Source organism: Saccharothrix sp. CB00851 (genome assembly GCF_001905065.1).
Classification (GTDB): domain Bacteria; phylum Actinomycetota; class Actinomycetes; order Mycobacteriales; family Pseudonocardiaceae; genus Actinosynnema.
Genome location: NZ_LWLC01000037.1, coordinates 57,288 through 80,910 on the forward strand (window position 1 = coordinate 57,288; position 23,623 = coordinate 80,910).

At 71.7% G+C, this 23,623-nt stretch carries 27 protein-coding genes; 12 read left to right on the forward strand and 15 right to left on the reverse strand.

Features of this window, described 5'->3' with window-relative positions; translation table 11 throughout:
- The first annotated feature begins 75 nt into the window (after positions 1 to 75).
- The gene (locus A6A25_RS31990) at positions 76 to 834 is read left to right on the forward strand and encodes an IclR family transcriptional regulator (RefSeq protein ID WP_073896592.1); all 759 of its coding nucleotides are present in this window, start codon (positions 76 to 78) and stop codon (positions 832 to 834) included.
- 178 nt (positions 835 to 1,012) lie between these two features.
- Here A6A25_RS31990 and ftsY read toward each other — a convergent pair whose 3' ends face one another.
- The gene (gene ftsY / locus A6A25_RS31995; RefSeq protein WP_073896594.1) at positions 1,013 to 2,386 is read right to left on the reverse strand and encodes a signal recognition particle-docking protein FtsY; all 1,374 of its coding nucleotides are present in this window, start codon (positions 2,384 to 2,386) and stop codon (positions 1,013 to 1,015) included.
- 114 nt (positions 2,387 to 2,500) lie between these two features.
- Here ftsY and A6A25_RS32000 point away from each other — a divergent pair, with 114 nt between their 5' ends.
- Together A6A25_RS32000 and A6A25_RS32005 are read left to right on the forward strand one after the other, a co-directional pair.
- A complete protein-coding gene (locus tag A6A25_RS32000) occupies positions 2,501 to 3,649 on the forward strand; it encodes an anhydro-N-acetylmuramic acid kinase (RefSeq protein WP_073896596.1) in 1,149 nt (382 codons plus the stop codon).
- Entirely contained in the window at positions 3,636 to 5,192 is a 1,557-nt protein-coding gene (locus A6A25_RS32005) for a sodium:solute symporter (protein WP_073896663.1), read from the forward strand. The genes A6A25_RS32000 and A6A25_RS32005 overlap by 14 nt, the downstream gene beginning before the upstream one ends.
- Positions 5,193 to 5,197: 5 nt before the next feature.
- Here the strand turns inward: A6A25_RS32005 and A6A25_RS32010 are convergent, their stop codons facing one another.
- The gene (locus A6A25_RS32010) at positions 5,198 to 6,130 is read right to left on the reverse strand and encodes a GNAT family N-acetyltransferase (RefSeq protein WP_073896598.1); all 933 of its coding nucleotides are present in this window, start codon (positions 6,128 to 6,130) and stop codon (positions 5,198 to 5,200) included.
- A 162-nt stretch (positions 6,131 to 6,292) separates the two neighbouring features.
- On the opposite strand from A6A25_RS32010, the gene A6A25_RS32015 reads away from it, so the two are divergent.
- From A6A25_RS32015 to A6A25_RS32030, 4 genes are all read left to right on the forward strand, one after another.
- Positions 6,293 to 7,462, forward strand: a complete 1,170-nt coding sequence (locus A6A25_RS32015) for a cytochrome P450 (RefSeq protein WP_073896600.1) — start codon at positions 6,293 to 6,295, stop codon at positions 7,460 to 7,462.
- 45 nt (positions 7,463 to 7,507) lie between these two features.
- The gene (locus tag A6A25_RS32020; protein WP_073896602.1) at positions 7,508 to 7,843 is read left to right on the forward strand and encodes a hypothetical protein; all 336 of its coding nucleotides are present in this window, start codon (positions 7,508 to 7,510) and stop codon (positions 7,841 to 7,843) included.
- 15 nt (positions 7,844 to 7,858) lie between these two features.
- Positions 7,859 to 8,557: a lysophospholipid acyltransferase family protein gene (locus A6A25_RS32025; RefSeq protein WP_073896604.1), complete on the forward strand. Its 699-nt coding sequence runs from the start codon at positions 7,859 to 7,861 to the stop codon at positions 8,555 to 8,557.
- A 62-nt stretch (positions 8,558 to 8,619) separates the two neighbouring features.
- Positions 8,620 to 9,093: a GNAT family N-acetyltransferase gene (locus tag A6A25_RS32030; RefSeq protein WP_073896606.1), complete on the forward strand. Its 474-nt coding sequence runs from the start codon at positions 8,620 to 8,622 to the stop codon at positions 9,091 to 9,093.
- On the opposite strand, the gene smc is transcribed toward A6A25_RS32030, so the two are convergent.
- From smc to A6A25_RS32050, 4 genes are read right to left on the reverse strand one after another with little or no spacing between them, the layout of a single operon-like run.
- Positions 9,090 to 12,950, reverse strand: a complete 3,861-nt coding sequence (smc, locus tag A6A25_RS32035; protein ID WP_073896608.1) for a chromosome segregation protein SMC — start codon at positions 12,948 to 12,950, stop codon at positions 9,090 to 9,092. The genes A6A25_RS32030 and smc overlap by 4 nt on opposite strands.
- Before the next feature lie 58 nt (positions 12,951 to 13,008).
- A complete protein-coding gene (locus tag A6A25_RS32040) occupies positions 13,009 to 13,659 on the reverse strand; it encodes an anti-sigma factor family protein (protein ID WP_073896610.1) in 651 nt (216 codons plus the stop codon).
- Entirely contained in the window at positions 13,656 to 14,162 is a 507-nt protein-coding gene (locus A6A25_RS32045) for a sigma-70 family RNA polymerase sigma factor (protein ID WP_073896612.1), read from the reverse strand. Before A6A25_RS32045 ends, A6A25_RS32040 begins: the two co-directional genes overlap by 4 nt.
- A 33-nt stretch (positions 14,163 to 14,195) precedes the next feature.
- The gene (locus tag A6A25_RS32050; protein WP_073896614.1) at positions 14,196 to 14,492 is read right to left on the reverse strand and encodes an acylphosphatase; all 297 of its coding nucleotides are present in this window, start codon (positions 14,490 to 14,492) and stop codon (positions 14,196 to 14,198) included.
- 37 nt (positions 14,493 to 14,529) lie between these two features.
- Between A6A25_RS32050 and A6A25_RS32055 the strand changes: the two genes are divergently transcribed.
- From A6A25_RS32055 to A6A25_RS32065, 3 genes are all read left to right on the forward strand, one after another.
- Positions 14,530 to 15,258, forward strand: a complete 729-nt coding sequence (locus A6A25_RS32055) for a CAP domain-containing protein (RefSeq protein WP_083668845.1) — start codon at positions 14,530 to 14,532, stop codon at positions 15,256 to 15,258.
- Between the two features lie 31 nt (positions 15,259 to 15,289).
- The gene (locus A6A25_RS44340; RefSeq protein WP_073896618.1) at positions 15,290 to 15,784 is read left to right on the forward strand and encodes a hypothetical protein; all 495 of its coding nucleotides are present in this window, start codon (positions 15,290 to 15,292) and stop codon (positions 15,782 to 15,784) included.
- A 133-nt stretch (positions 15,785 to 15,917) separates the two neighbouring features.
- On the forward strand, positions 15,918 to 16,397 hold the full coding sequence (locus tag A6A25_RS32065) for a hypothetical protein (protein ID WP_073896620.1): 480 nt from the start codon (positions 15,918 to 15,920) through the stop codon (positions 16,395 to 16,397).
- Here A6A25_RS32065 and A6A25_RS32070 read toward each other — a convergent pair whose 3' ends face one another.
- Positions 16,398 to 16,928, reverse strand: a complete 531-nt coding sequence (locus tag A6A25_RS32070; protein ID WP_073896622.1) for a GNAT family N-acetyltransferase — start codon at positions 16,926 to 16,928, stop codon at positions 16,398 to 16,400. It lies immediately after the preceding gene.
- Between the two features lie 68 nt (positions 16,929 to 16,996).
- On the opposite strand from A6A25_RS32070, the gene A6A25_RS32075 reads away from it, so the two are divergent.
- Positions 16,997 to 18,106, forward strand: a complete 1,110-nt coding sequence (locus A6A25_RS32075; protein WP_198932931.1) for an NAD(P)/FAD-dependent oxidoreductase — start codon at positions 16,997 to 16,999, stop codon at positions 18,104 to 18,106.
- Positions 18,107 to 18,140: 34 nt separating this feature from the next.
- Here the strand turns inward: A6A25_RS32075 and A6A25_RS32080 are convergent, their stop codons facing one another.
- Positions 18,141 to 18,818, reverse strand: coding sequence for a response regulator (locus A6A25_RS32080; protein ID WP_073896624.1), 678 nt, complete (start codon positions 18,816 to 18,818; stop codon positions 18,141 to 18,143).
- Positions 18,819 to 19,071: 253 nt separating this feature from the next.
- Here A6A25_RS32080 and A6A25_RS32085 point away from each other — a divergent pair, with 253 nt between their 5' ends.
- Positions 19,072 to 19,506 carry a MarR family winged helix-turn-helix transcriptional regulator gene (locus A6A25_RS32085; RefSeq protein WP_073896626.1) on the forward strand — a complete coding sequence of 145 codons (435 nt, stop codon included), beginning with the start codon at positions 19,072 to 19,074 and terminating at the stop codon, positions 19,504 to 19,506.
- Positions 19,507 to 19,510: 4 nt separating this feature from the next.
- Here A6A25_RS32085 and mutM read toward each other — a convergent pair whose 3' ends face one another.
- From mutM to A6A25_RS32120, 7 genes are all read right to left on the reverse strand, one after another.
- Entirely contained in the window at positions 19,511 to 20,368 is an 858-nt protein-coding gene (gene mutM, locus A6A25_RS32090; RefSeq protein ID WP_073896628.1) for a bifunctional DNA-formamidopyrimidine glycosylase/DNA-(apurinic or apyrimidinic site) lyase, read from the reverse strand.
- 10 nt (positions 20,369 to 20,378) lie between these two features.
- A complete protein-coding gene (locus tag A6A25_RS32095) occupies positions 20,379 to 20,600 on the reverse strand; it encodes a hypothetical protein (RefSeq protein WP_073896630.1) in 222 nt (73 codons plus the stop codon).
- 7 nt (positions 20,601 to 20,607) lie between these two features.
- Positions 20,608 to 21,429 carry a ribonuclease III gene (gene rnc / locus A6A25_RS32100; RefSeq protein ID WP_073896632.1) on the reverse strand — a complete coding sequence of 274 codons (822 nt, stop codon included), beginning with the start codon at positions 21,427 to 21,429 and terminating at the stop codon, positions 20,608 to 20,610.
- Positions 21,430 to 21,459: 30 nt separating this feature from the next.
- Positions 21,460 to 21,642: a 50S ribosomal protein L32 gene (gene rpmF / locus A6A25_RS32105; protein WP_073896635.1), complete on the reverse strand. Its 183-nt coding sequence runs from the start codon at positions 21,640 to 21,642 to the stop codon at positions 21,460 to 21,462.
- Positions 21,643 to 21,644: 2 nt separating this feature from the next.
- On the reverse strand, positions 21,645 to 22,232 hold the full coding sequence (locus A6A25_RS32110) for a YceD family protein (protein WP_073896637.1): 588 nt from the start codon (positions 22,230 to 22,232) through the stop codon (positions 21,645 to 21,647).
- A 105-nt stretch (positions 22,233 to 22,337) separates the two neighbouring features.
- Positions 22,338 to 23,054 carry a DivIVA domain-containing protein gene (locus A6A25_RS32115; RefSeq protein WP_073896639.1) on the reverse strand — a complete coding sequence of 239 codons (717 nt, stop codon included), beginning with the start codon at positions 23,052 to 23,054 and terminating at the stop codon, positions 22,338 to 22,340.
- Positions 23,055 to 23,141: 87 nt separating this feature from the next.
- Positions 23,142 to 23,567 (reverse strand): ribonuclease domain-containing protein, encoded by a 426-nt coding sequence (locus A6A25_RS32120; RefSeq protein WP_073896641.1) that lies wholly within the window; start codon positions 23,565 to 23,567, stop codon positions 23,142 to 23,144.
- Between the last annotated feature and the right edge of the window lie 56 nt (positions 23,568 to 23,623).

Consider the following 23,623-nt stretch of genomic DNA (forward strand, 5'->3'; position numbering starts at 1 on the left):
GCCCACCTCGATTCCGAGTCGGTTTCTACTTCGCGGACTATAGTTTTCACCACGCGGAACGGCAACGAAGGAGTGATGTCGGTGGCACGGGAGTCCACGGGCGGCGTGCAGTCGCTCCAACGCGCCTTCGACCTGCTGGAACGCCTCGCCGACGCCGGGGGCGAGGCGAGCCTGTCCGAGCTCGCCGCCACCTCCGGGCTGCCGTTGCCGACCATCCACCGGCTGATCCGCACCCTTGTCACGCTGGGGTACGTGCGGCAGAACAGCAACCGCCGGTACACGCTCGGGTCCCGGCTGATCCGGCTCGGCGAGACCGCGTCACGGCAGTTCGGCACGTGGGCGCGGCCGTTGCTGGCGCAGTTGGTCGACCAGGTGGAGGAGACCGCGAACCTGGCCGTGCTGGACGGTGACGAGGTGGTGTACGTGGCGCAGGTGCCGTCACGGCACTCGATGCGGATGTTCACCGAGGTGGGCCGCCGGCTGCTGCCGCACGGCACGGGCGTGGGCAAGGCGATGCTGTCCCAGCTGCCGCGTGACGAGGTGCGCGCCCTGCTGGCCCGCACGGGCCTGCCCGCCTACACGCCGAACACCATCACCGACCCGGACGAGCTCCTGGCCTCGCTGGACCAGATCGCCGAGCAGGGTTACGCCTTGGATGAGAGCGAGCAGGAGCTGGGCGTCCGCTGCGTCGCCGTTCCCCTGCACGGCGCCCCGACCCTGGCCGCCGTCTCCGTCTCGGGCCCGGACAGCCGCCTGACCAAGGACTCGCTCTCCCGCATCGTCCCTGCCATCCTGGCCACCGCCACCCGCCTCTCCACCCACTCCCACCGCTAACCGCCGCGCGTGTCCAACGCTCAGAACGCGCGTGTCCTACGTTCCGAACGCGCGTGTCCTACGTTCAGGCACCCCATGTTGAACGCTCAGGACAAGATCGACCGGTTCTGAGTGTTCAACATGGCTGTTCTGAACGTAGGACACGGTTGTTCGGAACGTAGGACACGCCGGTTATTGGTCAGGTGAGGAGCGCGTCGACGAAGGCGGTCGGTTCGAACGGGGCCAGGTGGTCGGCGCCCTCGCCCAGGCCGACGAGCTTCACGGGGACGCCCAGCTCGCGCTGGACCTGGAACACGATGCCGCCCTTGGCGGTGCCGTCCAGCTTGGTCAGCACGATGCCGGTCACGTCCACCACCTCGGCGAACACCCGCGCCTGGGTCAGGCCGTTCTGCCCGGTGGTGGCGTCGAGCACGAGCAGCACCTCGTCCACCGCCGCCTGCTTCTCCACCACGCGCTTGACCTTGCCCAGCTCGTCCATCAGGCCGGTCTTGGTGTGCAGCCGGCCCGCGGTGTCGATCAGCACGGTGTCCACACCGGCCTCGACGCCCCGCTTCACCGCCTCGAACGCCACCGAAGCCGGGTCGGCGCCCTCCGCGCCGCGGATGGTCGTCGCACCCACGCGCGAACCCCACGTCTCCAACTGGTCGGCCGCGGCCGCGCGGAAGGTGTCCGCCGCACCCAGCAACACGGTGCGGCCGTCGGCCACCAGCACCCGCGCCAGCTTGCCCGTCGTCGTGGTCTTGCCGACGCCGTTCACCCCGACCACCAGCACGACGGCGGGCTTGAGGTTGCCGGAACCGTTGGTGTGCGGCAACGCGTTCACCGCGCGGACCATCTCCGGGTGCAGCGCGTCGACCAGCACGTCGCGCAGCAACGCCCGCACGTCGTCGGCCGTGCGCACACCGCGCGCCACGATCTGCTCCCGCAGCGCCGCGACGACCTGGTCGGTGACCGCCGCACCCAGGTCCGCCATCAGCAGCGTGTCCTCGATGTCGGTCCACGAGTCCTCGTCCAGGTCGCCCGCGCCGAGCAGCCCCAGCAGGCTCTGCCCGAACGTCGACCGCGACCGCGACAGCCGCCCGCGCAGCCGTTCCAACCGACCGGCGGTCGGCTCGATCTCCTCGATCTCGGAGGCTTCCTCGGGCAGTTCCACCTCGACGAACCCGCGCTTGACCGAGTCGCGCGGCACCGCCGCGTCGTCACCGACACCCGGCTGGCCGTCGACCTCGGTGCGCTCGGCGACCGGGTGCTCGACCGGTTCGACCGGCTTGGCGGGCGCGGGCGTGGGCGCCGGGGTGTGCGTCGGAGTGGGCGCGGGTGACGCCCCGGTGCGCTCGACCGGCTCGGCGGGTCTGGTCGGTTCGGCCACCGGTGGCGCGGACGCGTTGAACGTGATCGCACCACCGGCTTGGTAGCCCTTCGCGGGCTTGTCCTGCTCGGGCTCGGTGAGGCTGATCCGCCGGCGCCGCGCCAGCACGACGCCCGTCACGAGGGCGACCGCGAGCAGTGCCGCGACGACGACGATGATCCAGATCAGGGACGTGGTGGACACGCGGCAATCCTCGCACGCCACCGTATGTTGACGATCTACGAACTAGGTAGATTTGAAGCAACTTTCCCACCAACACTCTTGCGCAAGCGTGCAGTGTGGAATAGACCACAGGGCGTGAGGGTGATCGGGCTCATCTCGGGCACGTCGATGGACGCCATCGACGTCGCCGTGGCCGACCTGTCCCTGGACGGCCTGACCGTCGTGCTGACCCCAGTGGAGCACGCCGAGCACCCGTTCCCGGAAGACCTGCGCGAGCCGCCGACCAGCGCAGCCGAGCTGTGCGCGCTCGACACCCGGCTCGGCCAGGCGTTCGCCGACGTGGCGGCCCGGTACCAGGGCGACCTGGTGTCGTCACTGGGCCAGACCGTGCACCACTGGGTCGAGGACGGCCGCTGCCTGGGCACCCTGCAACTGGGCCAGCCCGCGTGGATAGCCGAAGCCACGGGCCTGCCGGTGGTGTCCGACCTGCGGGTCCGCGACGTCGCCGCGGGCGGTCACGGCGCGCCCTTGGCGAGCACTTTGGACGCCCTCTGGCTGGCCGGGTTCGCCGCGGACGAGGGCAGGCCGGCCACCGCGCTGAACATCGGCGGCATCGCCAACATCACCAAGGTTTCGCCCGAAGGTGTGATCGCCTACGACACCGGACCGGGCAACGCGCTCATGGACGCGGCGATGACCGTGCTGTCCGGGGGCCTGCGCAACCAGGACACCGACGGCGAGTTCGCCCGCCGCGGCCAGGTTCACGCCGAGCTGCTCGACCGCCTGCTGGCCGACCCGTACTACGCCCGCACCGCGCCCAAGTCGACCGGCAAGGAGCACTTCAACCGCGCCTACCTGGACCGCGTCACCGAGGGCCTCACCATGCCCGCCGAGGACCTGCTGGCCACGCTGACCGAACTGACCGTGCGCACGATCGCCGCCGAGTGCGAGGGCATCGTCATCGGCTCCGGCGGCGGCATGCGCAACCCCGTGCTGATCGAGTCGTTGAGCCGGCACGTGGACCTGCGCACGAGCGACGAACTGGGACTGCCCGCCGCGGGCAAGGAGGCGTACCTCGCCGCCCTGCTGGGCTTCCTGACCTGGCACGGCCTGCCCGCGAACGTGCCGTCCGCCACCGGTGCCGCCGGTCCGCGCCCGCTCGGGTCGATCACCCCCGGCCGCTACCCGCTGCGCCTGCCCGAGCCCGTTCTCACCGCCGTGACGGGATTGACGATCCGCCGCTGTGAGCGGCTGTCGGATGGAGGAGACCATGCGCGCACTTGATGTCGGCATCATCGTGCTGTTCCTGGTGGGCATGCCGTTGCTGGGCGTGTGGATCGCCGGGCGCCAGCGCTCCGCCACCGACTACTTCGTCAGCGAACGCCGCATCTCGTGGTGGGTCGTGTGCGTGTCGGTGGTGTCGGCGGAGACGTCCACGCTGACCGTGCTGAGCGTGCCGACGGTCGCCTACCTGGGCACGATGACGTTCCTGTCGCTGGCCGTCGGCTACCTGATCGGCCGGATCGTGGTGTCGTTCGTGCTGCTGCCGAAGTACATCGCCGGTGAGCTGATCACCGCGTACGGGTTCCTCGGCAAGCGGTTCGGGCGCAACATCCAGAGCACGGCGTCGGTGACGTTCCTCGTCACCCGGCTGCTGGCGGACGGCTTGCGGCTGTTCGCCACCGCCATCCCGATCAAGGTCGTGCTCGTCGCGTACGGCGTGGACGTGTCGTACTGGGTGATCGTGGCCGCGCTGGGCATCGCGATGGTCGTCTACAGCTTCCTCGGCGGCGTGCGGGCCGTGGTGTGGGTCGACGCGATCCAGATGCTCTGGTACGTCGTCGGCGCGTTCGCGGTGATCCTGGTGCTGAACGGCAAGCTGCCCGACGGGTGGTTCGCCAGTGCCGCCGACGCGGGCAAGTTCCAGATCCTCGACTTCAACGCCAGCCCGCTCACCTCCCCGTACGCGATCGTGGTCGCGTTCATCGGTGGCGCGGTGCTGTCCATGGCCTCGCACGGCGCGGACCAGCTCATCGTGCAGCGGCTGATGGCCACCAAGGACGTCCGCGGCGCGCAGAAGGCGTTGATCGCCAGCGGTGTGGTGGTGTTCCTGCAGTTCGCGCTGTTCCTGTTCATCGGCGTGATGCTGTGGGCGTTCTACAAGGCGGCCAACCCCGTCAAGGACCTCGGGCTCAACAACAACGACGAGGTGTTCGCCAACTTCATCGTCAACGACATGCCGTCGGGCCTGTCCGGGTTCGTAATCGCGGGCATCCTGGCGGCGGCGCTGTCGTCGTCGTTGGGCGCGCTGGCCTCCTCGACCGTGACCGACGTCGTGCAGCGCGTGGTGCGGCGGCCGATGACCGAGGCCGAGGTGTTCAAGCAGGGTCGGATCTGGACGGTGGTGTGGGCCGGTCTGCTGATCGTGTGCGCCGGGCTGTTCGCCACGCTGACCCGCCGCGGCAACCCGATCGTGGAGCAGGGCCTGTCGATCGCCGGGTTCACCTACGGCGCGCTGCTCGGCGCTTTCCTGCTCGGCCTGGTGTTCCGCAAGGCGCGGGAACTCGACGCGGTGGTGGCGTTCGCGGTCACGGTGGTCGTGATGGCGTTCGTGATCCTGGGCGTGAAGTTCGTCGGTCCGGACGCGACCCTGGCGATCGACTTCTCGCCGGCGGCGCCCGCCCAGAAGATCGTGTCGCTGGCCTACCCCTGGTACACGGTGCTCGGTGTGCTGGTCACGTTGGTCGTGGGTGGGCTGATGTCGTTGCGGCACAAGGGCTACCAGCCGCCGGACGTGCCGGACGCGGTGTCGGCCAAGGCGGCCTGACGCGGTCAGGCGGCGTTGGCGCGGTAGGCGACGAGTTCGAGGTGGAGGCGGAAGCCGAGCCGGTCGAAGAGCCGTTGGGAGGAGCGGTTGCCGGCCAGTATCGCGGCGGCGACCTGCGGCCGTGCCCCGGATTTCTCGGCCAGCTTCCACACCAGCTCGGTGACCAGTGCCGCGCCGACGCCCTGCCCGCGCACGTCCGGCTCCACGGCCACGAAGTCCAGGTAGAACTCGCCCGGCTCGGCCTTGCCCGAGGCGTAACCAAGGACCCGGTCGCCGTCCAGCGCGACCACCACGGTGTGCCGCCGGCTGCCGTCCACGAGCTTGCGACCCGACAGGTAGGTCTTGGGGAAGCACCGCTCGTGCAGCACGGCCACCGCCTCGTGCACGGCCGGGTCGGTCGGCAGCACGCGCATCTCGCGGGCCGGGCCGGTGCGCGGACAGCTCGCCTCGCGCAGCAGCAGGCCGCGCAGGCCATCGCCGTCGAGGACGTGGATGCCGCACGGCCGTGCGGCGGAGAAGCGGTGCCGTTCGGCGAACGCGGCCAGCCTCCGGTGCCCGGTGTGGCCGAGCAGCTCGCGGTCGGCGATCCCGTCGAGCAGCGGCTCGGCGGCGGCGTAGAGGGCGTCGGCGGTCTGGTCCCAGATCCGGCTGCCCGCCGGGTGGTTGACCGGCACGTCCACGAACGGTCCGTGCAGGTAGGCGCGGCCTGACTCGGGGTCGACCTCGACGCTGAGCGCGCCGACCACCCACCCCGAGTCGTCGGTGGCGACCAGCGTGCACGAGGCCCAGTCGGGCTCGAACTCGGCCAGCTCCGCGGCGATGTCGCCGAGCGTCTCGCCGAGGTAGCCGATGTGGTGCGCGTCGTCGGCCTGCAGCCGCAGGACCAGCGCGAGCACGGCGTCCAGGTCGTCCTGGGCGGCGGGACGGATGTCGTACATGCCTGGAATGGTCACCCGCGAGGTCGGCAGAACGCGAGGGAGTTTTCGGGTGCCCACCGGGCGGGACGTGACGTCGCCCACCCCGCGTCGAGCTGGTCCGGCCGCCGATGCGCACCGGATGGCGCTCGCACCGCGCTCCCGTCGACTCCTAGCGTCGAGGACATGACGGACGACGTCCTCGACATCCCCTTCGCCGACGCCTTCGCCTTCGACCCGTCGCCGACCTGGGCCCGGCTGCGGGAGGAGTCGCCGGTGGTCCGGGTCCGCACGCTCGCGGGCGCCGAGGTGTGGCTGGTCACCCGGTACGACGACGTGAAGCTGGTGCTGGCCGACCCGCGGTTCTCCCGGGCGGGGGTGGTGGCGGCGGGCGCGCCCCGCGTCGGCGTGTCCCGGCCGCTGCCCGGCACCCTGCCGACCACCGACCCGCCCGAGCACACCCGGCTGCGCAAGCTCGTGTCCGGCGCGTTCTCGCACCGGCGGATCTCGCAGACCCAGCCGTGGGTGCGGGAGCTGTGCGAACGGCTGGCCGGCGACGTGGTGGACGGCGCCGACCTGCGGCGGGTGTACGCGCTGCCGTTGCCGATCCAGGTCATCTGCACGCTGCTCGGCGTGCCGTACGCCGACCGGGAGCGGTTCCGGGAGTGGGTCGAGCTCGCGTACAGCCTGGAGATGTCCGAGCAGCCGCGGGTCGAGGCAGCGATGGCGAGCCTGCTGGAGTACATGGGCGGGTTGGTCGCCGAGAAGCGGCGGGAGCCCCGGTCGCACGACCTGCTGGACGAGCTGTGCACGACGCCGCTGACGCACGACGAGCTGGTCGCGTTCGCGTTGAACCTGCTGGTCGCGGGGCACGAGACGTCGGCCAACCAGATCACCAGCTTCGTCGCCACCCTCCTGCGCGAGCGGTCGCAGTGGGAGCGGCTGGTGGCCGACCCGGCGCTGCTGCCGAGCGCGGTCGAGGAGCTGATGCGGTTCACCAGGCTCAGCGAGGTCGGCCAGCTGCGGGTGGCGCTGGAGGACGTGGAGATCGCGGGCGTCGTCGTCCGGGCCGGTGAGGGTGTGATGGCGGCCATCGGTTCGGCCAACCGGGACCCGCGCGCGTTCACCTCACCGGACGTGTTGGACCTCACGCGCACGCCCAACCAGCACCTCGCGCTCGGCATCGGCCCCCACTTCTGCCTCGGTGCGCAGCTGGCCCGGATCGAGCTGCAGGAGGCGCTGCGGGTGCTCCTGCGGCGGTTTCCCGGGCTGCGGGCGGCACGGCCGGTCGAGGAGCTGGCGTGGCGGAGGGTCCTGGTCAGCGGTTTGGCCGAGTTGCCGGTCAGCCTCGGATGACCGACATCTCTTGCCGCGCGTTTCCCGTTGGGGAACCCTGGGAGGGTGAGCGAGGAAACGATCCAACTCGAACTCAACGACAGCGGGGTGGCGGTAGACCTGCCGATGCCTGCCAACCAGCGGGACCAGGTGCAGGAGGTCCCCTACCGGCCGGTCGAGTTCCGCGACGACGACCTGCCCAGCGCGTTGGAGCGCGCGGCCTCCTGGCTGCGGCAGACACAGGACTGGCTCGGTGAAGCGGTCGACGTGATCGCGGTCCACCTGGACTACGACGACACCAAGGGTTCGCCGTACTACGCCCTCAAGCTGCTGTGCAATGAGGAGGACCTGGCCGGCGTTCCACGGGTGGTGCGCGAACACGATCGCACTACTGACGAGTAACGTACGCTGGGGTTCATGCCAGATCGCGTGTACCCGCCGGTGATCGCCGCGGCCAAGCTGATGTTCCGCGTGCTCGACATGCGGATCACCGTGGAGGGCGCGGAGCACGTGCCGACCACCGGCGGGGCCGTGCTGGCCTCGAACCACGTCTCCTACCTCGATTTCATCTTCGCCGGCTACGGCGCGCAGCCCGCGCGCAGGCTGGTCCGGTTCATGGCCAAGCACGAGGTGTTCAAGCACCGCGTGTCCGGCCCGCTCATGCGCGGGATGCACCACATCCCGGTGGACCGGGCCGCCGGGCAGGCGTCCTACCAGCAGGCGTTGGACGCGCTGCGGTCCGGCGAGGTCGTCGGGATCTTCCCCGAGGCCACGATCAGCCGTTCGTTCACCGTCAAGGACGTGAAGAGCGGCGCCGTGCGGATGGCCGCGGAAGCCGGCGTGCCGTTGCTGCCGACGGCCGTCTGGGGCACCCAGCGGCTGTGGACCAAGGGTCGGCCCAAGTCCCTGACGCAGCGGCACGTGCCGATCACGATCATCGTCGGCGAGCCGATGGAGCCGACCACGGACGCGGCGCTGCGCGAGCGGATGCAGGAACTGCTGGACGACGCCCAGGCCCGTTACCCGGGCCCGGGCGAAGGCCAGTGGTGGCAGCCAGCCCACCTGGGTGGCACCGCGCCGACGCCGGCCGAGGCGAAGCTCCTCGACGAACGCTGACCTCCGTGAATTGTCGGTGGCCGCTGATACGTTCCCGGCGGGTTCAACCAAGGGGAGCAACAGTGGCAGAGGTGGCACTGCGGCCGGTCGAGGATGCCGACCTCGACGCGCTGTTCGAGCAGATGAGGGATCCGGAGTCGGTGCGGATGGCCGCTTTCACGGCCAAGGACCCCGACGACCGCGCGGCGTTCGACGCCCACATGGCGAAGATCCGGGCAGCCCCCGACATCACGCTGCGCGCGGTGACCTTGGACGGGCGGCTCGTCGGCACCATCTCCAGCTTCGTGGTGGAGGGTGACACCGAGATCACGTACTGGCTCGACCGGTCGGTCTGGGGTCAGGGGGTCGCGAGCCGTGCGCTGGCGCTGTTCCTCGACGCGGTCGCGGTCCGGCCGCTGCACGCCCGCGCCGCCGGCGACAACCTCGGCTCGCTCGCGGTCCTGCGGAAAGCGGGGTTCACGGTCACCGGCACCGAGGTCTCCTACGCCAACGCCCGGAACGCCGGGATCGAGGAGACCATCCTGCGCCTCGACTAGGCAGACGGGTCGGGCTCGACCTCCGCCGGCTCGGTGACGGCCGGCGCGGACTCGGCGGCGGCCGGGACTTCCGGCGTGGCGTCGGCAACGGCAGGCGCGTCCGGCGTGGGCTCGGCAGCGGCTGGAGCCTTCGGCACGAAGTCGGCGGCGGCAGGCGCGTCCGGCGCGGACTCGGCGGCGGCCGGGACTCCCGGCGTGGCGTCGGCGGCGGTCTCGCCTTCCGGTGTGGTGTCGGGCTCGGGCGCGACTTCGGTGGTCGCGGTGGCCTTGGCGCGCTTCGGCTTGTCCTCGCCGCGGAGGCGTTGGGAGATCACCTGGCTGATGCCGTCACCGCGCATCGACACGCCGTACAGCGCGTCGGCGATCTCCATCGTCGGCTTCTGGTGCGTGATGATCAGCAGCTGCGAGTGCTCCCGCAGCTGCTCGAACAGGCCGATCAGCCGGTGCAGGTTGGTGTCGTCCAGCGCCGCCTCGACCTCGTCCATTACGTAGAACGGCGACGGCCGCGCGCGGAAGATCGCCACCAGCATCGCCACCGCCGCGAGCGACTTCTCGCCACCCGACAACAACGACAGCCGCTTGACCTTCTTGCCCGGCGGCCGGGCCTCCAGCTCGATGCCGGTGGTCAGCATGTCGTCCGGCTCGGTCAGCACCAGCCGTCCCTCGCCGCCGGGGAACAGCACCTTGAACACGACCTCGAACTCGCGCGCGACGTCCTCGTAGGCCGACGTGAAGACCTCCAGGATCTTGTCGTCGACCTCCTTCACCACGGTCAGCAGGTCGCGCCGGGTCGCCTTGATGTCCTCCAGCTGGTTGGACAGGAACTTGTACCGCTCCTCCAGCGCCGCGAACTCCTCCAGCGCCAACGGGTTGACCTTGCCCAGCAGCGACAGGTCCCGCTCGGCCCGCTTGGCCCGCCGCGCCTGCGTGTCCCGGTCGTACGGCATCGGCTGCGGCGCGGTCACCAGCTCGCCGCGCTCCTTGGCCGCCTCGTACTCGGCGACCTCCTGCGGTGACGGCGGGATGAACACGTCCGGGCCGTACTCGGCGACCAGGTCCTCCAGGCCGATGCCGAACTCCTCGGCGACCTTGGTCTCCAGCTGCTCGATGCGCATCCGCTGCTCGGCCCGCAGCACCTCGTCGCGGTGCACGGCGTCGGTCAGCTTCTCCAGCTCGACCGACATCTCCCGCACCAGGTTGCGCACCTGCGCCAGGTACGTCTCGCGCTGCGCCTTGCGCTCCTGCGCCGCGTCACGCTCGCGAGCCGCCCGCGCCAGCGACGCGGCGATCTTCTCCAGCGCGATCTCACCGCCGCGCACCACGGCCTTCGCCACGACCGCACCACGGGCACGGGCCGCGTGCGCGCGCTGGGCACGTTCCCGCGCCTCGCGCTCGGCCCGCGCCGCCCGCCGCAGCCCTTCGGCCTTGCCCTGCAACGCGCGGGCGCGTTCCTCGGCGGTCCGCAGCGCCAGCCGGGCGTCCACCTCGCCCTGGCGGGCGGCGGCCAGCTCGGCGGCCATCTCGTCGCGGTGCGCGGTGTCCGGCTCGTCGTCCAGCGGCTGCTCCTGCGCCACGAGCAGGCGTTCTTCCAGCTCACCGAGCTTGAGCAGGTTCTCCTCGCGGGCCGCCTCGACCTTCTCCCGCTGCGCCCGCACGCGGTCCACCTCGGCCTCGGCCGAACGCACCGCCGCCGCCAGCCGGTTCAGCCGCTCCGACGACCGGGCACGGCGCACCTTGGCCTCGTTGAGTTGCTCCTTCACCGCGCTGACCTCGGCCCGGCGTGCCTGCTGCTCGGCCCGCGCACCTTCCAGAGCCGCCGTGGACTGCTCCAGCGCGCGCTCCGCCAGCGCCAGCTTCTCGGACGCCTCGTCCACCGCGGCCTGGACCTCGATGACGCTCTGGCTGCGCCCCGACCCGCCGACCGCCCAGTCCGCGCCCAGCACGTCGCCGTCACGGGTCACCGCGCGCACCGAAGGGTGCTCGTCGACCAACGCCCGCGCCGTGGCCAGCGCGTCCACCACCGCGACCCGGTCCAACGCCCGGTGCAACGCGGGCCGCAACGGCTCCGGCGCCCGCACCACGTCCACGGCCCACCGCGCACCCGACGGCAACGACGGCCAGCCGGACCGGTCGACGCTCACCGGCGCACCGCCCACCAGCACACCGGCCCGACCGGTGTCCTGCTCCTTCAACAGCTCCAGCGCCGCCACCGCGTCCGCCCCGGACGCCACCGCGACCGCGTCCGCGATCGGACCCAGCGCCGCCGCCAGCGCGACCTCCGCGCCCGGCTCCACGGTCAGCAGCGCCGCGACCGACCCGAGCAACCCCGGCAGCCGGGACGCCAGCAACGCGCCCGCGCCGTCCTTGCGGGTCAGGCCCAGCGACAGCGCGTCCACCCTCGCCTTCCACGACGCGATGTCGCGCTCGGCCGTCCGCTCGGCCTTGACCAGCTCCTCGACCCGGCGGCGCGCGGCGTCGTCGGCCTCGACCGCCAGCCGGTGCCGCTCGTCCAGCCCGACGTCGTCCTCGTCCTCGGTCCCGGTCACCTCACGGGCCTCGGCCAGTTCCTGCTGCGCGACCTCGGACCGCTCGACCGCCTCGGCCAGCGCGGTCGACATCCGCTCGATCTCCTCGGCGGTCGCGCTCGTCTTCGACCGCAACGCCTCCACCTGCCCGGACAGCCGGGCCAGGCCCTCGCGCCGGTCGGCGATCGCGCGCACCGCGGCCAGGTGCGCCTTCTCCGCCGCGGACACCATCCGCTCCAGCTCGGCCCGCGTCTCCACGGCCTCCGCGAGCCCGACCCGCGCCTCCGTGACGCCGTCCTGCAGCTCCTGCTCCAAAAGCGCGGTCTGCTCGGCCTCGGCTTCCAGCTCGTCCGGGTCACGCCCGCCGCGCGGCGCGTCCACCGCCGCGGACAGGTGCCGCTCCCGTTCCACGGCCAGCCGCACCGTGCCGCGCAGCCGTTCCTCCAGCGCCGACAGCCGGTACCAGGTGTCCTGGGCCCGCTGGAGCTTCGGCGCGTCGGCCGCGACCTGGTCCTCCAGCTCGTTCTGCTGCAGCTGCGCCTGTTGCAGCGACTTCTCCACCTCGGCGCGGCGGGCGCGGGCGGCGGCCTCGTCCTGCTCCTCGCGCGCCAACGCCTCGCGCTGCGTCACCAGGTCGTCGGCGAGCAGCCGCATCCGGGCGTCCCGCAGCTCCGACTGCACGACCTGCGCGCGCCGGGCGATCTCGGCCTGCTTGCCCAGCGGCTTGAGCTGGCGGCGCAACTCGGCGGTGAGATCGGTGAGGCGGGTCAGGTTCGCCTGCATCGCCTCCAGCTTCCGCAGCGCCTTCTCCTTGCGCTTGCGGTGCTTGAGGACGCCCGCGGCCTCCTCGACGAACGCCCGCCGCTCCTCGGGCTTGGACTCCAGGATCGCGGCGAGCTGGCCCTGGCCGACGATCACGTGCATCTCGCGGCCGATGCCGGAGTCGCTGAGCAGCTCCTGGATGTCCATCAACCGGCAGGAGTTGCCGTTGATCTCGTACTCGGTGGCGCCCTCGCGGAACATCCGGCGGGTGATCGACACCTCGACGTAGTCGATCGGCAGCGCGCCGTCGGAGTTGTCGATGGTCAGCGTCACCTCGGCGCGGCCGAGCGGCGCGCGGCCGGACGTGCCGGCGAAGATGACGTCCTCCATCTTGCCGCCGCGCAGGTCCTTCGCGCCCTGCGTGCCCATCACCCAGCGCAGCGCGTCGAGCACGTTCGACTTGCCGGACCCGTTCGGTCCGACGACGCACGTGATGCCCGGCTCGAAGCGCAGCGTGGTAGCCGAGGCGAAGGACTTGAAGCCCTTCAGCGTCAGGCTCTTGAGGTGCACGCCGGGCAGAGTACCCGTGCGGGCCCGTCACCAGTCGTCGGCACGCTGACCAGCGCGATCACGGCCGGACCGAGACCAGCACCTCCATGTCGACCACCAGGTCCAGCCGTTCGATCTCCGCCACCGGGAACGACGTGGAGCCGGGGATCCGCTCGTCCGGCGCGTGGTCGGTGCCCCACCAGCCGCCGACCTCGGTCCGCCCGGCCCGGTCGTGCACGATCAGCTTGCACCTCAGGCCCGGGGGCATGTGCTCGACGGTCAGCCACAGCTCGGTGCCCCACGACTTGCCGACGAGGTCCGCGCTGGCCACCACGCCGGAGGTGGCGTCGGAGGCGTGCCACGTCACGGCGTCCTCGCCGACCAGGCGCGGCACGACCACCGCGCCCAACGCGACGAGCACCACCAGCACCCCCGCGCCGACCAGCACCGGCCACCGTTGCCTTCGGGTCGGCTCGGGCACAGGCACGGGCTCCGGTTCGGGCTCCGGCGGCAGCGGCCACAGGTCGGGACCAGGCGCCGGGTCGTCGAACGGCAGCTCCAGGTCGTCCAGTCGCACCTGGCTGAGCAGCCCCGGCAACGGCGCGAGCCGCACCATCTCCCGCCGGCAGGTGGAACAACCGCGCACGTGCCGCTCGAACGCCGACCGCTCCGCCGGGTCGAGCGAGCCGAGCAGGTAGGCGCCGAGCGCCACGGTCCGCGCACAGCTCATGACTCGGTCACCCCGCGTTCCTCCAACGCGTCGCGCAGCGCACGCAGGGCGTAGAAGCAGCGCGACTTGACCGTGCCGGACGGGATGCCCAGCACCGCCGCCGCCTCGGCGACCGAACGCCGCCGGTAGTACAGCTCGACCACCACGTTGCGGTGGTCGACGCTCAGCGCCCGCAACGCCTCCGCCACCTGCCAGCTCTGCAGGACGTGCTCCACCTCGTCGGCGACCGGTGGCAGGTCGTCCGGTTCGATCGGCACCTCGGACCTGCGACCGCCGCGCTTGCGGAAGCCGGAGATGACCAGGTTGCGGGCCACCGTGTAGAGCCACGGCCCCGCGTCGGCGGGGGTCAGCTCGTCAACGTGCCGCCAGGCGCGCAGCAACGTCTCCTGGACGACGTCCTCGGCGTGCTGGTGGTCACCGCCGACCAGGCGCAGGACGTAGCCGTGCAGCGGGCCGCGCCAACGGCCGTACAGCTGCCTGACGACATCTTCGCCCCGGTCCACATCGAAGTACTACGCCACCGGGCCCCCGGGCGTTCAACGCTCGACGAAACCGGTGAGGCCCCCGCGGGCCTCCGACCAGCGCTCCACGATCGAGTCCACCCGACCGGGGGCGTCACCGGAACGCAGCGCGACCAACAACTCCCGGCACGCGGCTTCGGCACCTTCCGCGTTCACCTCGACCCGACCGTCGCGCAGGTTGGACGCCGACCCGACAAGTCCCAGCTCAAGCGCCCGCGCACGGGTCCACCACCGGAAACCGACCCCTTGCACGTGACCCCGCACCCAGGCGGTCAGGCGCACGGTCCGCTCTACTCCAGGCACAAGAACCATCCTGTCATTTCACCCATTAGTGGTACGGTGCGCGACCGTGACAGCACGGCGCGGTAACCGATCCGTGATCGGCGGACTCGTCGGCCTGCTCCTCGGCGCGGCCGGTGCGACCGGCGTCGCCTTCGCCAACCCGGAACAGCTCGCCCCGTTCGTCGGGGAAAGCGCAGCACAGAGCGGCGGTTCCGACAACATCGGCGTCGGCGGGGTGGGTGGCGTCGGCGAGCCCGCGCGGAGCCCCGAGCCGCGACCGCTGCCGACCACGACCGAGGCGCCACCGTCCACCGAGACCACCACCGCGACGACCATCACGACCACCGAAACCACCACGACGACGGAGACGACGACCACGACGTCCGAACCGTCCGCGGCACCCACGACGACGACCACGCCCGCCGCCGTGTCACAGGCGCAGCAGGTCGTCGCCCTGGTGAACGAGGCCCGCGACCTCGCCGGCTGCAAGCCGCTGGAGGTGGACGACCGGGTGGTCGAGGCCGCGCAGGGCCACAGCACCGACATGGCGGAGCGGGACTACTTCTCGCACACGACCCCCGAGGGCGTCGGTTTCGCCCAGCGGATGCGCGCCGCCGGCTACCCCAACCCGGGCGGCGAGAACATCGCCATGGGCCAGCGGTCCGCCGAGCAGGTCATGAGGGCCTGGATGAACTCCGACGGGCACCGCCGCAACATCCTGAACTGCGGGTTCACCACCATCGGCGTGGGTCTGGACACCCGCGGCTGGTACTGGACCCAGAACTTCGGCTGGTAGAGACGACGTCCGACAGACCTTGGGAGAACCGTTGTACGAGACCCCGGAGCCCGAGCGCCGCCGCCTGCGCGTGTCGCCCCACGTGCTGCTGGCCGCGTCCGGTGTCGCCGTGTCGACGATCTTCGCCACCATCGCGTCCCTGGCGGGTGCCACCCCGGACGCGTCGTCCGGCACCCAGCCGCCGCGTGAGGACGTCGTGTCCCGCAGCACCCTCAGCACGGCGCCGCGCACGTCGTCGTCCTCAGTCAGCCCGACGACCACGGTGGAGTCGACCACCACCACGACCGAGACCACCACCACGACGACCACGTCGCGCCGCACCCGGGTGACCACGGTGACCAGGCCGGACGGCACCACCACGACCACGACGGTCGAGGACACCGGCGCCCAGCCGACGACCACCACCCCGCCGCCCGTGGTCACCACGACCCCACCGACGACCACCTCCAAGCCGACGACGACCACGACCACGACCACCACCACGACGACCACGACCGAGCCGACCGACCCGCCGGCCGGCACGTAACGAGATCGTCCGCCGCCGGTGACGGTCACCCACACCATCGTGTGGATCACCGCCTGAACGATGAGGCACGCGGCGCGAGCCGCCGATAACCCGAACACTGACCATCCGTCCGGATCCCCCACAGGGAGATGGTGTGTTCGAGGAAGAACAGCGCGCGTCGCCGAAGAAGAAGGTCTCCTCGGTGGTGCTGCTCGCCGCGGGCGGCGCCGCCGTCGCCACCGTGATCGCCACGCTCGCGTCGGTGCTGGCCGGTGGTGGCTCCAAGGTGGCGCCACCACCGGAGCCGCTGGCGGAGGTCGGGACGACGGAGGAAGTGCCTGCGAACGCCGTGCCGGGCGCGCGGACGGCCACGGTGGTGGTCACGGTGTCCAAGCGGGCGGGCGCGCAACCGCCGGAGCCGCCGCGCCGGGAGGACGGCTCGCAGCCGACCGAACCGGCGAGCCCGGTCCCGGAGCGGGTCGCGGAGACATCGTCCGAGCCGCGGACCACCCAGCCGCCGAGCAACCCGCCGTCGTCCTACCGCCCGCCGTCGCCGTCGTCCTCCACGTCGTCCAGCGCCACCACCACGCCGACGACGACCGACGAGACCCCGTCCCCACCGGACACCCCGTAGCTACCAGACGTCGCCGTCACGCCAGTCGCAGGTGAGGTCGCCCGCGAGGTCGAGCGGTACGACCGGCAGGACGAAGACCCCGTCGTCCTCCTCCTCGGTGCGCTCGACCCCGGTGGGCGTCAACGCGAACGTCCTGCCCCGCCACCGCTGCCACCCACGCGCCGCGTAGAACGCCAGAGCGTCCTCCGAAGCGCTGAGGGCGCCGAGGGGGTACGCGCCGCGCACGACGTCCTCCAGAGCCGCCATCACGGCGCCGCCGACGCCCTGGCGGCGCCGGTCCGACCGCACCGCGACACCCTCCACGTACCCGGCCCGCAGCGCGCGCCCGTCGTGCAGCAACCGCCGCTGCACGACGGAGCCGTGGCCGATCAGTTCGTCGCCGTCCCAGATCAGGGCGTGCACGCCGCCCAGGCTGTGCTCCCAGTCCTCGTCGCCGAAATCGCCGTCGAACGCCTCGTCGAGCAGCTCGCGGACGGCGGTGAGGACGGTCTCGGGAAGCTGCCAGGTGTGCAGCACGGAAACAGGTGACACGCCTCACACCCTAAGCCGTCACACCGACCGCTCCCGTCTCGCTCCTCTGGTGACGAAAGGACGGGGACATGGCAGAGCACATCGTGGTGGTCGGTGCGGGTTACGCGGGCTTGGCCGCGGCCAAGCTGGCGGCGAAGTGGACCGACTCCCGCGTCACCCTGGTCAACGCGCGGGACCGGTTCGTGGAACGGGTCCGGCTGCACCAGCTCGCGGTGGGGCAGCGGCTGCGGGGCGACGTCCCGCTCGCCGACCTCCTCCAGGGCACCGGCGTCGACCTGGTGGTGGACCGGGTCACCGACATCGACCCGGACACCCGCAAGATCCAGGTCACCGGCGGCGCGCTGGCCTACGACCGGCTGATCTACGCCCTGGGCAGCCACGCGAACCTGGCCGGCGTACCCGGTGCGGCCGAGCACGCGCACGCCGTCTCGACCCGTGAGGACGCCGAGAAGCTCGCCGTGGCGCTGAAGACGGCGCGCACGGTCGCCGTGATGGGCGGTGGGCTGACCGGCATCGAGGCCGCCTCCGAACTGGCCGAGTCGCGCCCGGACCTGGACGTGCTGCTGGTCACCGCGGGCGGGTTCGGCGACGCCCTGTCGGACAAGGGCAGGCGGCACCTGCACCGCGCGTTCCACCGGCTCGGTGTCCGGGTGCGCGACCACGCCGACGTCACCGAGGTCCGCGCCGACGGTCTCGTGCTCGGCACCGGTGAGGTCGTCGCCGCCGACGCGGTCGTCTGGACGGCCGGTTTCACCGTGCCGGACCTGGCGGCGCGGTCGGGGCTCGCCGTGGACGGCCACGGCCGCGTGCTGGTCGACCAGACGTTGACGTCGATCTCGCACCCGGAGGTCCTGGCCGTCGGCGACGCCGCCGCGATCAAGCGGCACGACGGCCTGGAACTGCGCATGGCGTGCGCGACGGGCCTGCCCACGACGCAGCAGGCCGTGCGGGCGCTGGCCGAGCGGCTCGACGGCGGCCGGCCCGACGAGCGGCTCCGCTTCCGCTACCGCATCCAGTGCATCAGCCTCGGTCGCCACGACGGCCTGATCCAGTTCGTGAACGACGACGACAGCCCGAAGGAACGCGTCCTCACCGGCCGGACCGCGGCGCGCGTCAAGGAACTCGTGGTGCGCACCGCGTTCCTGTTCCAGCGCCACCCCACCCTGCCGGCGGGCTGAACCTCACCGGCTCGCGGTGGTGGCGCGAGCGGCTCTAGGGCTCGAACCGGTAGCCCATCCCGGGCTCGGTCACCAGGTGCCGGGGGTGCGAGGGCTCGGGTTCCAGCTTGCGGCGCAACTGGGCCAGGTAGACGCGCAGGTAGTGGGTCTCCTTCGCGTACGCCGGGCCCCACACCTCCTGCAGCAGCTGCTTCTGCGCCACCAGCCGGCCCCGGTTGCGGGCCAGGATCTCCAGCAGACCCCACTCCGTGGGCGTCAGGTGCACCTCGACGCCGTCGCGGCGCACCTTCTTCGCCGCCAGGTCCACGCTGAACGACGCCGTCTCCACGACCGCGTCCTCGCCCTCCGCCACCGCCGAGCGCCGCACCGCCGCGCGCAACCGGGCCAGCAGCTCGTCCATCCCGAACGGCTTGGTCACGTAGTCGTCGGCGCCGGCGTCCAGCGCCTGCACCTTGTCGGCGGAGTCGACCCGCGCGGACAGCACGATGATCGGCACGGTCGTCCAGCCGCGCAGGCCCGCGATCACCTCGGTGCCGTCCACGTCCGGCAGCCCCAAGTCGAGCACGACCACGTCCGGCTTGCCCTCGGCCGCCGCCTTGAGCGCCGCCGTGCCGTCGTGCGCGGTCAGCACCGAGTAGCCGCGGGCGGACAGGTTGATCCGCAACGCCCGCACGATCTGCGGCTCGTCATCGACCACCAGCACCTTTGTCACGCTGAGACACTACGCCCGGACGTCGTCCCGCCATCGTGACGACTACGTTCGGCGAACTTCCTGACACCGTCTTGATGCGGGCCCGCCAGCCCTTTATGCCGTTTTGACGGTTCCTTCTCCGCATCGGTGCGGAAAGTGTGAGTACATCCGGGTGCGAATGAAACCGTTCTCTGGACAGCCGTACTGCGATAGTGCGAATGTCCTGTCCGAATTCGGACACTTGCTCACTCACGGTGAGCCACGAGGAGGTCTGATGACCACCAGTGTGACTAGTCAGGACGCGTTACAACTCGTGGTCGCCGTGCACCGGCTGATCCGCAGCCTGCGCCAGTCCGCGTCCGTCCGGCGATTGCAGCCTACGCAGCTGCTCGTCCTCGCGGAACTCGCCTCACAAGGGCCGATGCGGATCGGTGAGATCGCGGTGCGGGCGCTGTGCTCGCAGCCCACGGCGACCACGGTGGTGACGGGTCTGGAATCCAACGGCCTGGTGCGCCGCGAATCCGATCCGGCTGACGGGCGGGCCACGATCGTGGAACTGACCGGTCTCGGTCGGGACACCATCCTGTCCCTGGCGCACGGCGAGGCCGAATTGCTGTCCGAACGGCTGTCCCGGCTGGAACCGGAAGAGCGCGAGGCGCTCAGAGCGGTCACCCCGCTGCTGCGCAGGCTCGCCGACCCGGCGCGGTGAGCCGTCAACCCCTCGGCCGGGGTTGGCAGCGCGGGCACGAGTAGGACGAGCGGTTCATGAACGGCTCGCGCCTGATCGGCGTCCCGCACCGCCGGCACGGCTCGTCCTCCCGGCCGTACACGGCCAGGGCCCGGTCGAAGTAGCCCGACTGGCCGTTCACGTTGACGTAGAGCGCGTCGAACGACGTACCGCCCGCGCCCAGCGCCTCCTGCATCACCTGCGTGGCGTGCGCGAGCAGCTCGGCGGCCTTGGCCCTGGTCAGCTTGTCCGTGGGCCGCAACCCGTGCAGCCTGGCCCGCCACAGCGCCTCGTCGGCGTAGATGTTGCCCACGCCGGAGACGAGCGTCTGGTCGAGCAGGGCGCGCTTGACCTCGGTGCGCCGCTTCCGCAGCGCCGCGACGGCCGCGACCGGGTCGTACGCCGGGTCCATCGGATCGCGCGCGATGTGCGCCACCGGCTGCGGCAACCGGGTCCCGTCGACCTCGACGATGTCCGCCAACGCCAGCCCGCCGAACGTGCGCTGGTCCACGAACCGCAGCTCGGGGCCGTCGTCGGCGAACCGGACCCGCACCCGCAGGTGCTTCTCGTCCGGCGCGCCGACCGGCTGGACCAGCAGCTGGCCGCTCATGCCGAGGTGCGCGAGCATGGCGTCACCGCCCGACAGGTCGACCCACAGGTACTTGCCGCGACGACGCGCGGCCTCCAGGCGCTGACCGGTCAGGCGCAGCGCGAAATCCGCCGCACCGGGCAGGTGTCGGCGGATCGCGCGTGGGTGGAGGACTTCGACCGCGGCGACGGTCCTCCCCGCGACGTGCTCGTGCAGACCTCGGCGGACGACCTCTACCTCGGGCAGCTCGGGCACGGGCGGGTGATCAGTCCTCGGAGTCGCGCTCGGCGGCCTCGGCCTGCTCCAGCTGCTCGAGCATCTCGTAGGCGGCGGCCTGCGGCTTGGTCGGCTTGAGCATCCAGCCACCGGCCTGGGCGGTGTCGCGCACGAGTACGAGGCCCTGGATGCCGCCGTTGCGGCTGGCGTTGAGCGGGCGGGACGGACGCGCGTGGCGCGCGCGCCGGGTCCGGACGTTCGTGGCATACATTTCGGCGTCAGTCTTCCTGAGTAGGTGCAGCCTGAGGTGAAGCCTGAGGTGATGCCTGCGCGGCCGAGCCGGGTGCGTGGCCGTTCCCGGACGCGCCGGTCTCCTCGGCGCGGACCCGTTCGTGCAGCACGCGGTAGGCGGCCTCGGCCGCCTTCTGCTCGGCTTCCTTCTTCGTGCGCCCGTCGCCGGTGCCGTAGGCCTGACCACCGACGAGCACCGTGGCGGTGAACTCCTTGCGGTGGTCCGGGCCCTGGTCGTCCACCCGGTATTCGGGGACGCCCAGCCCCGCGGACGCGGTCAGCTCCTGGAGACTCGTCTTCCAGTCAAGTCCAGCACCTCGCAGCGGCGCTTCCGCCAACAGCGGGTCGAACAAGTGGTGAACGAGTTGACGCGCGGTGTCTATGCCGAACTGCAGGTAGACCGCGCCGATGACGGCTTCCAGGCCGTCGGCGAGGATGCTCGCCTTGTCCCTGCCCCCGGTCAGCTCCTCGCCGCGACCGAGCAGGAGGTGCCCGCCCAACCCGTCGTCGCCGAGCCCGCGGGCCACACCCGCCAGGGCGTGCATGTTCACCACGCTCGCGCGCAGCTTGGCGAGCTGCCCCTCGGGCAATTCCGGGTGCGTGCGGTACAGGTGGTCGGTGACGACCAGGCCGAGCACCGCGTCGCCGAGGAATTCCAGCCGCTCGTTCGGCGGCAGGCCGCCGTTCTCGTACGCGTACGACCGGTGTGTGAGCGCGAGCGTCAGCAGCTCGGCGTCCAAGGGGACGCCGAGCGCTTCGAGCAACGGGGCGCGGTCGGCGGACCGACCGCGCGACGACCTACCCCCCACGATTCGCCGCTACCTTCGCCAGAGGGGTGATCAGGCCGGCTGGACGACCTGGCGGCCGTCGTACTGGCCACAGGCCGGGCAGGCGACGTGCTGCGGCTTCGGCTGGCGGCAGGCCTTGTTCTGGCAGGCCACCAGGTGCACGGCAGCGGTCTTCCACTGAGCGCGGCGCGAGCGCGTGTTCGAGCGCGACATCTTCCGCTTCGGGACGGCCACGACTAGTTCTCCTCTGGATTGTCACGATTCCCGTCGAACCGCTCCTGCAGAGCCGCCCAACGGGGGTCAATCGTCTCATGCCCGTGGTCGGGGCCGAGATCAGCCAGCTTGCCGCCGCAGTCGACGCACAGCCCGAGGCAGTCCGGCGAGCACAGCGGCACCTGCGGCAGCGCGAGCACGATGGCGTCGCGCACCACGGGTTCGAGGTCGATCAGGTCGTCGTGCAGACGGCTGACCTCGTCCTCTTCGGTGGTCTCGTCGGTGGTGCTGTCCGGGTACGCGTACAGCTCGGTCAGCTCCACCTCGACCTCCGCGGACAGCGGTTCCAGGCAGCGCGAGCACTCCCCTTCGACCACCGTCGCGGCCGTGCCCGTCACGAGCACGCCTTCGACCACCGACTCCAGCAGGAGGTCGAGTTCGACGTTGCCCCCCGCCGGCACCGCGATCACGCCCAGCAGGCCGAGGCCCTCCGCGGGCACCGTCCTGCGCAACCCGCGGCTGGAGCCCGCACGACGCCCGAGGTCCCTGGTGTCGATGACCCAGGGCCCGGTCGCTGTGGGACGCGCGGAGGCGTGACGGTGCTCAGACATGATGTTTGGTGTTGCCGTCGGGGATTTACCACGACCAGCCGGTCAAGGGTACGGGACAACGGGCGTCCGCGTGAAATCGGCTGGTCGGGGCCTCGTCCGGTCGGGTTATTCGTGATAGTCGAACGGCGCCGCCGCGCTGGCGACGGCCGGGCCGCGCAGGTGCGAGCGGCCCTTGCCGACGCTGCGCAGGGTGTGCGCGAGCAGGTCCTCGAAGTCGGCCAGCTTGCCGTCCACGTACGCGTCGCACTCGCTGCGCAGCCGGATCGCCTCGGTCTGGGCGGCGTCCAGCACGCGCGCCGCCTCGGCGTGCGCGGCCTGCACCACCTCGGTGCCGTCGACCAGGCGCGCCTGCTCCGCCCGGCCCTCCTCGATCGCGCGCTCGTAGTTCGCCCGGCCCGCCTGGACCATCCGGTCGGCCTCGGCGTGCGCCCGGCCCACCAGGTCCTCGTACTCCTGGCGGCCCGCGGCGACGGTGCGCTGTGCCTGGTCCTCGGCCTCGGCGACCATCCGCTCGGCCCGCGCCCGCGCCTCGGACAGCATCCGCTCGGCCTCGTGCTGCGCCTCGGCGACCATCCGCTCGGCATCGGACCGCGCCTTGCTCAGCGCCTGGTCCGCGTCGTGCTGCGCCTTGCCGACCAGCTCGTCGCGGTGGTCGAGCACGTCTTGGGCGTCGTCCAGCTCCGCGGGGATGGCGTCGCGCACGTCGTCGAGGAGTTCGAGCACGTCACCGCGCGGCACGACGCACCCGGAGGTCATCGGCACGCCACGCGCTTCCTCGACGATCGTGACCAGCTCGTCGAGGGCCTCGAACACCCGGTACACGTCACACTCCTCGCGCCCACAGCAGTACCCGTCCTAGTGTGCCCTGCCGATCTCGCCGCCGCCGGGAGATCGGCAGGGCGTGTCCGGCTAACGGGTGATGTCCACCAGGACGAAGCTCGCGTAGTGGTCCGGCGTGTAGAAGTACAGCTTCGGCGTGGCGTTGCCGGTCACGATCCGCCGCGCGCCGCGGGTGGAGATGCCGGGCGTCTTGACCGTGTACTCCTTGTAGTAGCCGGTCGGGCAGGCCGGGAGGATGCCCTCGCGGTTGTAAAAGGTCTGGTTGTCCTGCGAGTACGGGTACGGGCCGCCCCGCTGGATCAGCCGGAGGGTGTCCGTGGCCTGGCTCGGCAGGCTGGACAGGGCCACCCGGCGGAACGCGGACGTGTCACCGCAGGTCGCCTGAGCGACGGTGACCGGCGCCGCGGCCACCGGGCCGGCCGTCGTGAAGGTGCCCGCGAGGACCAGCAGCAGGGAGAGCAGCACCTTGGCGGTGCGCGATGTGATCTCGCTCATGCCAGTGAACGCTACAGATCTTGAAAGGTCAGGGTGATCATGCGTTCCTCGGCGTG

What these genes read in the sequence shown, in the direction of transcription:
- A6A25_RS32040 (WP_073896610.1), bottom strand. Translation starts at nt 13,659, where the DNA reads ATGAGCTGTGCGCGGACCGTGGCGCTCGGCGCCTACCTGCTCGGCTCG.
- A6A25_RS32095 (WP_073896630.1), bottom strand. Translation starts at nt 20,600, where the DNA reads ATGTATGCCACGAACGTCCGGACCCGGCGCGCGCGCCACGCGCGTCCG.
- A6A25_RS32085 (WP_073896626.1), top strand. Translation starts at nt 19,072, where the DNA reads ATGACCACCAGTGTGACTAGTCAGGACGCGTTACAACTCGTGGTCGCC.
- A6A25_RS32010 (WP_073896598.1), bottom strand. Translation starts at nt 6,130, where the DNA reads ATGTACGACATCCGTCCCGCCGCCCAGGACGACCTGGACGCCGTGCTC.
- A6A25_RS32110 (WP_073896637.1), bottom strand. Translation starts at nt 22,232, where the DNA reads ATGTCTGAGCACCGTCACGCCTCCGCGCGTCCCACAGCGACCGGGCCC.
- A6A25_RS32075 (WP_198932931.1), top strand. Translation starts at nt 16,997, where the DNA reads ATGGCAGAGCACATCGTGGTGGTCGGTGCGGGTTACGCGGGCTTGGCC.
- A6A25_RS32050 (WP_073896614.1), bottom strand. Translation starts at nt 14,492, where the DNA reads ATGGTTCTTGTGCCTGGAGTAGAGCGGACCGTGCGCCTGACCGCCTGG.
- A6A25_RS32025 (WP_073896604.1), top strand. Translation starts at nt 7,859, where the DNA reads ATGCCAGATCGCGTGTACCCGCCGGTGATCGCCGCGGCCAAGCTGATG.
- A6A25_RS32005 (WP_073896663.1), top strand. Translation starts at nt 3,636, where the DNA reads ATGCGCGCACTTGATGTCGGCATCATCGTGCTGTTCCTGGTGGGCATG.
- A6A25_RS31990 (WP_073896592.1), top strand. Translation starts at nt 76, where the DNA reads ATGTCGGTGGCACGGGAGTCCACGGGCGGCGTGCAGTCGCTCCAACGC.
- A6A25_RS32015 (WP_073896600.1), top strand. Translation starts at nt 6,293, where the DNA reads ATGACGGACGACGTCCTCGACATCCCCTTCGCCGACGCCTTCGCCTTC.
- A6A25_RS32120 (WP_073896641.1), bottom strand. Translation starts at nt 23,567, where the DNA reads ATGAGCGAGATCACATCGCGCACCGCCAAGGTGCTGCTCTCCCTGCTG.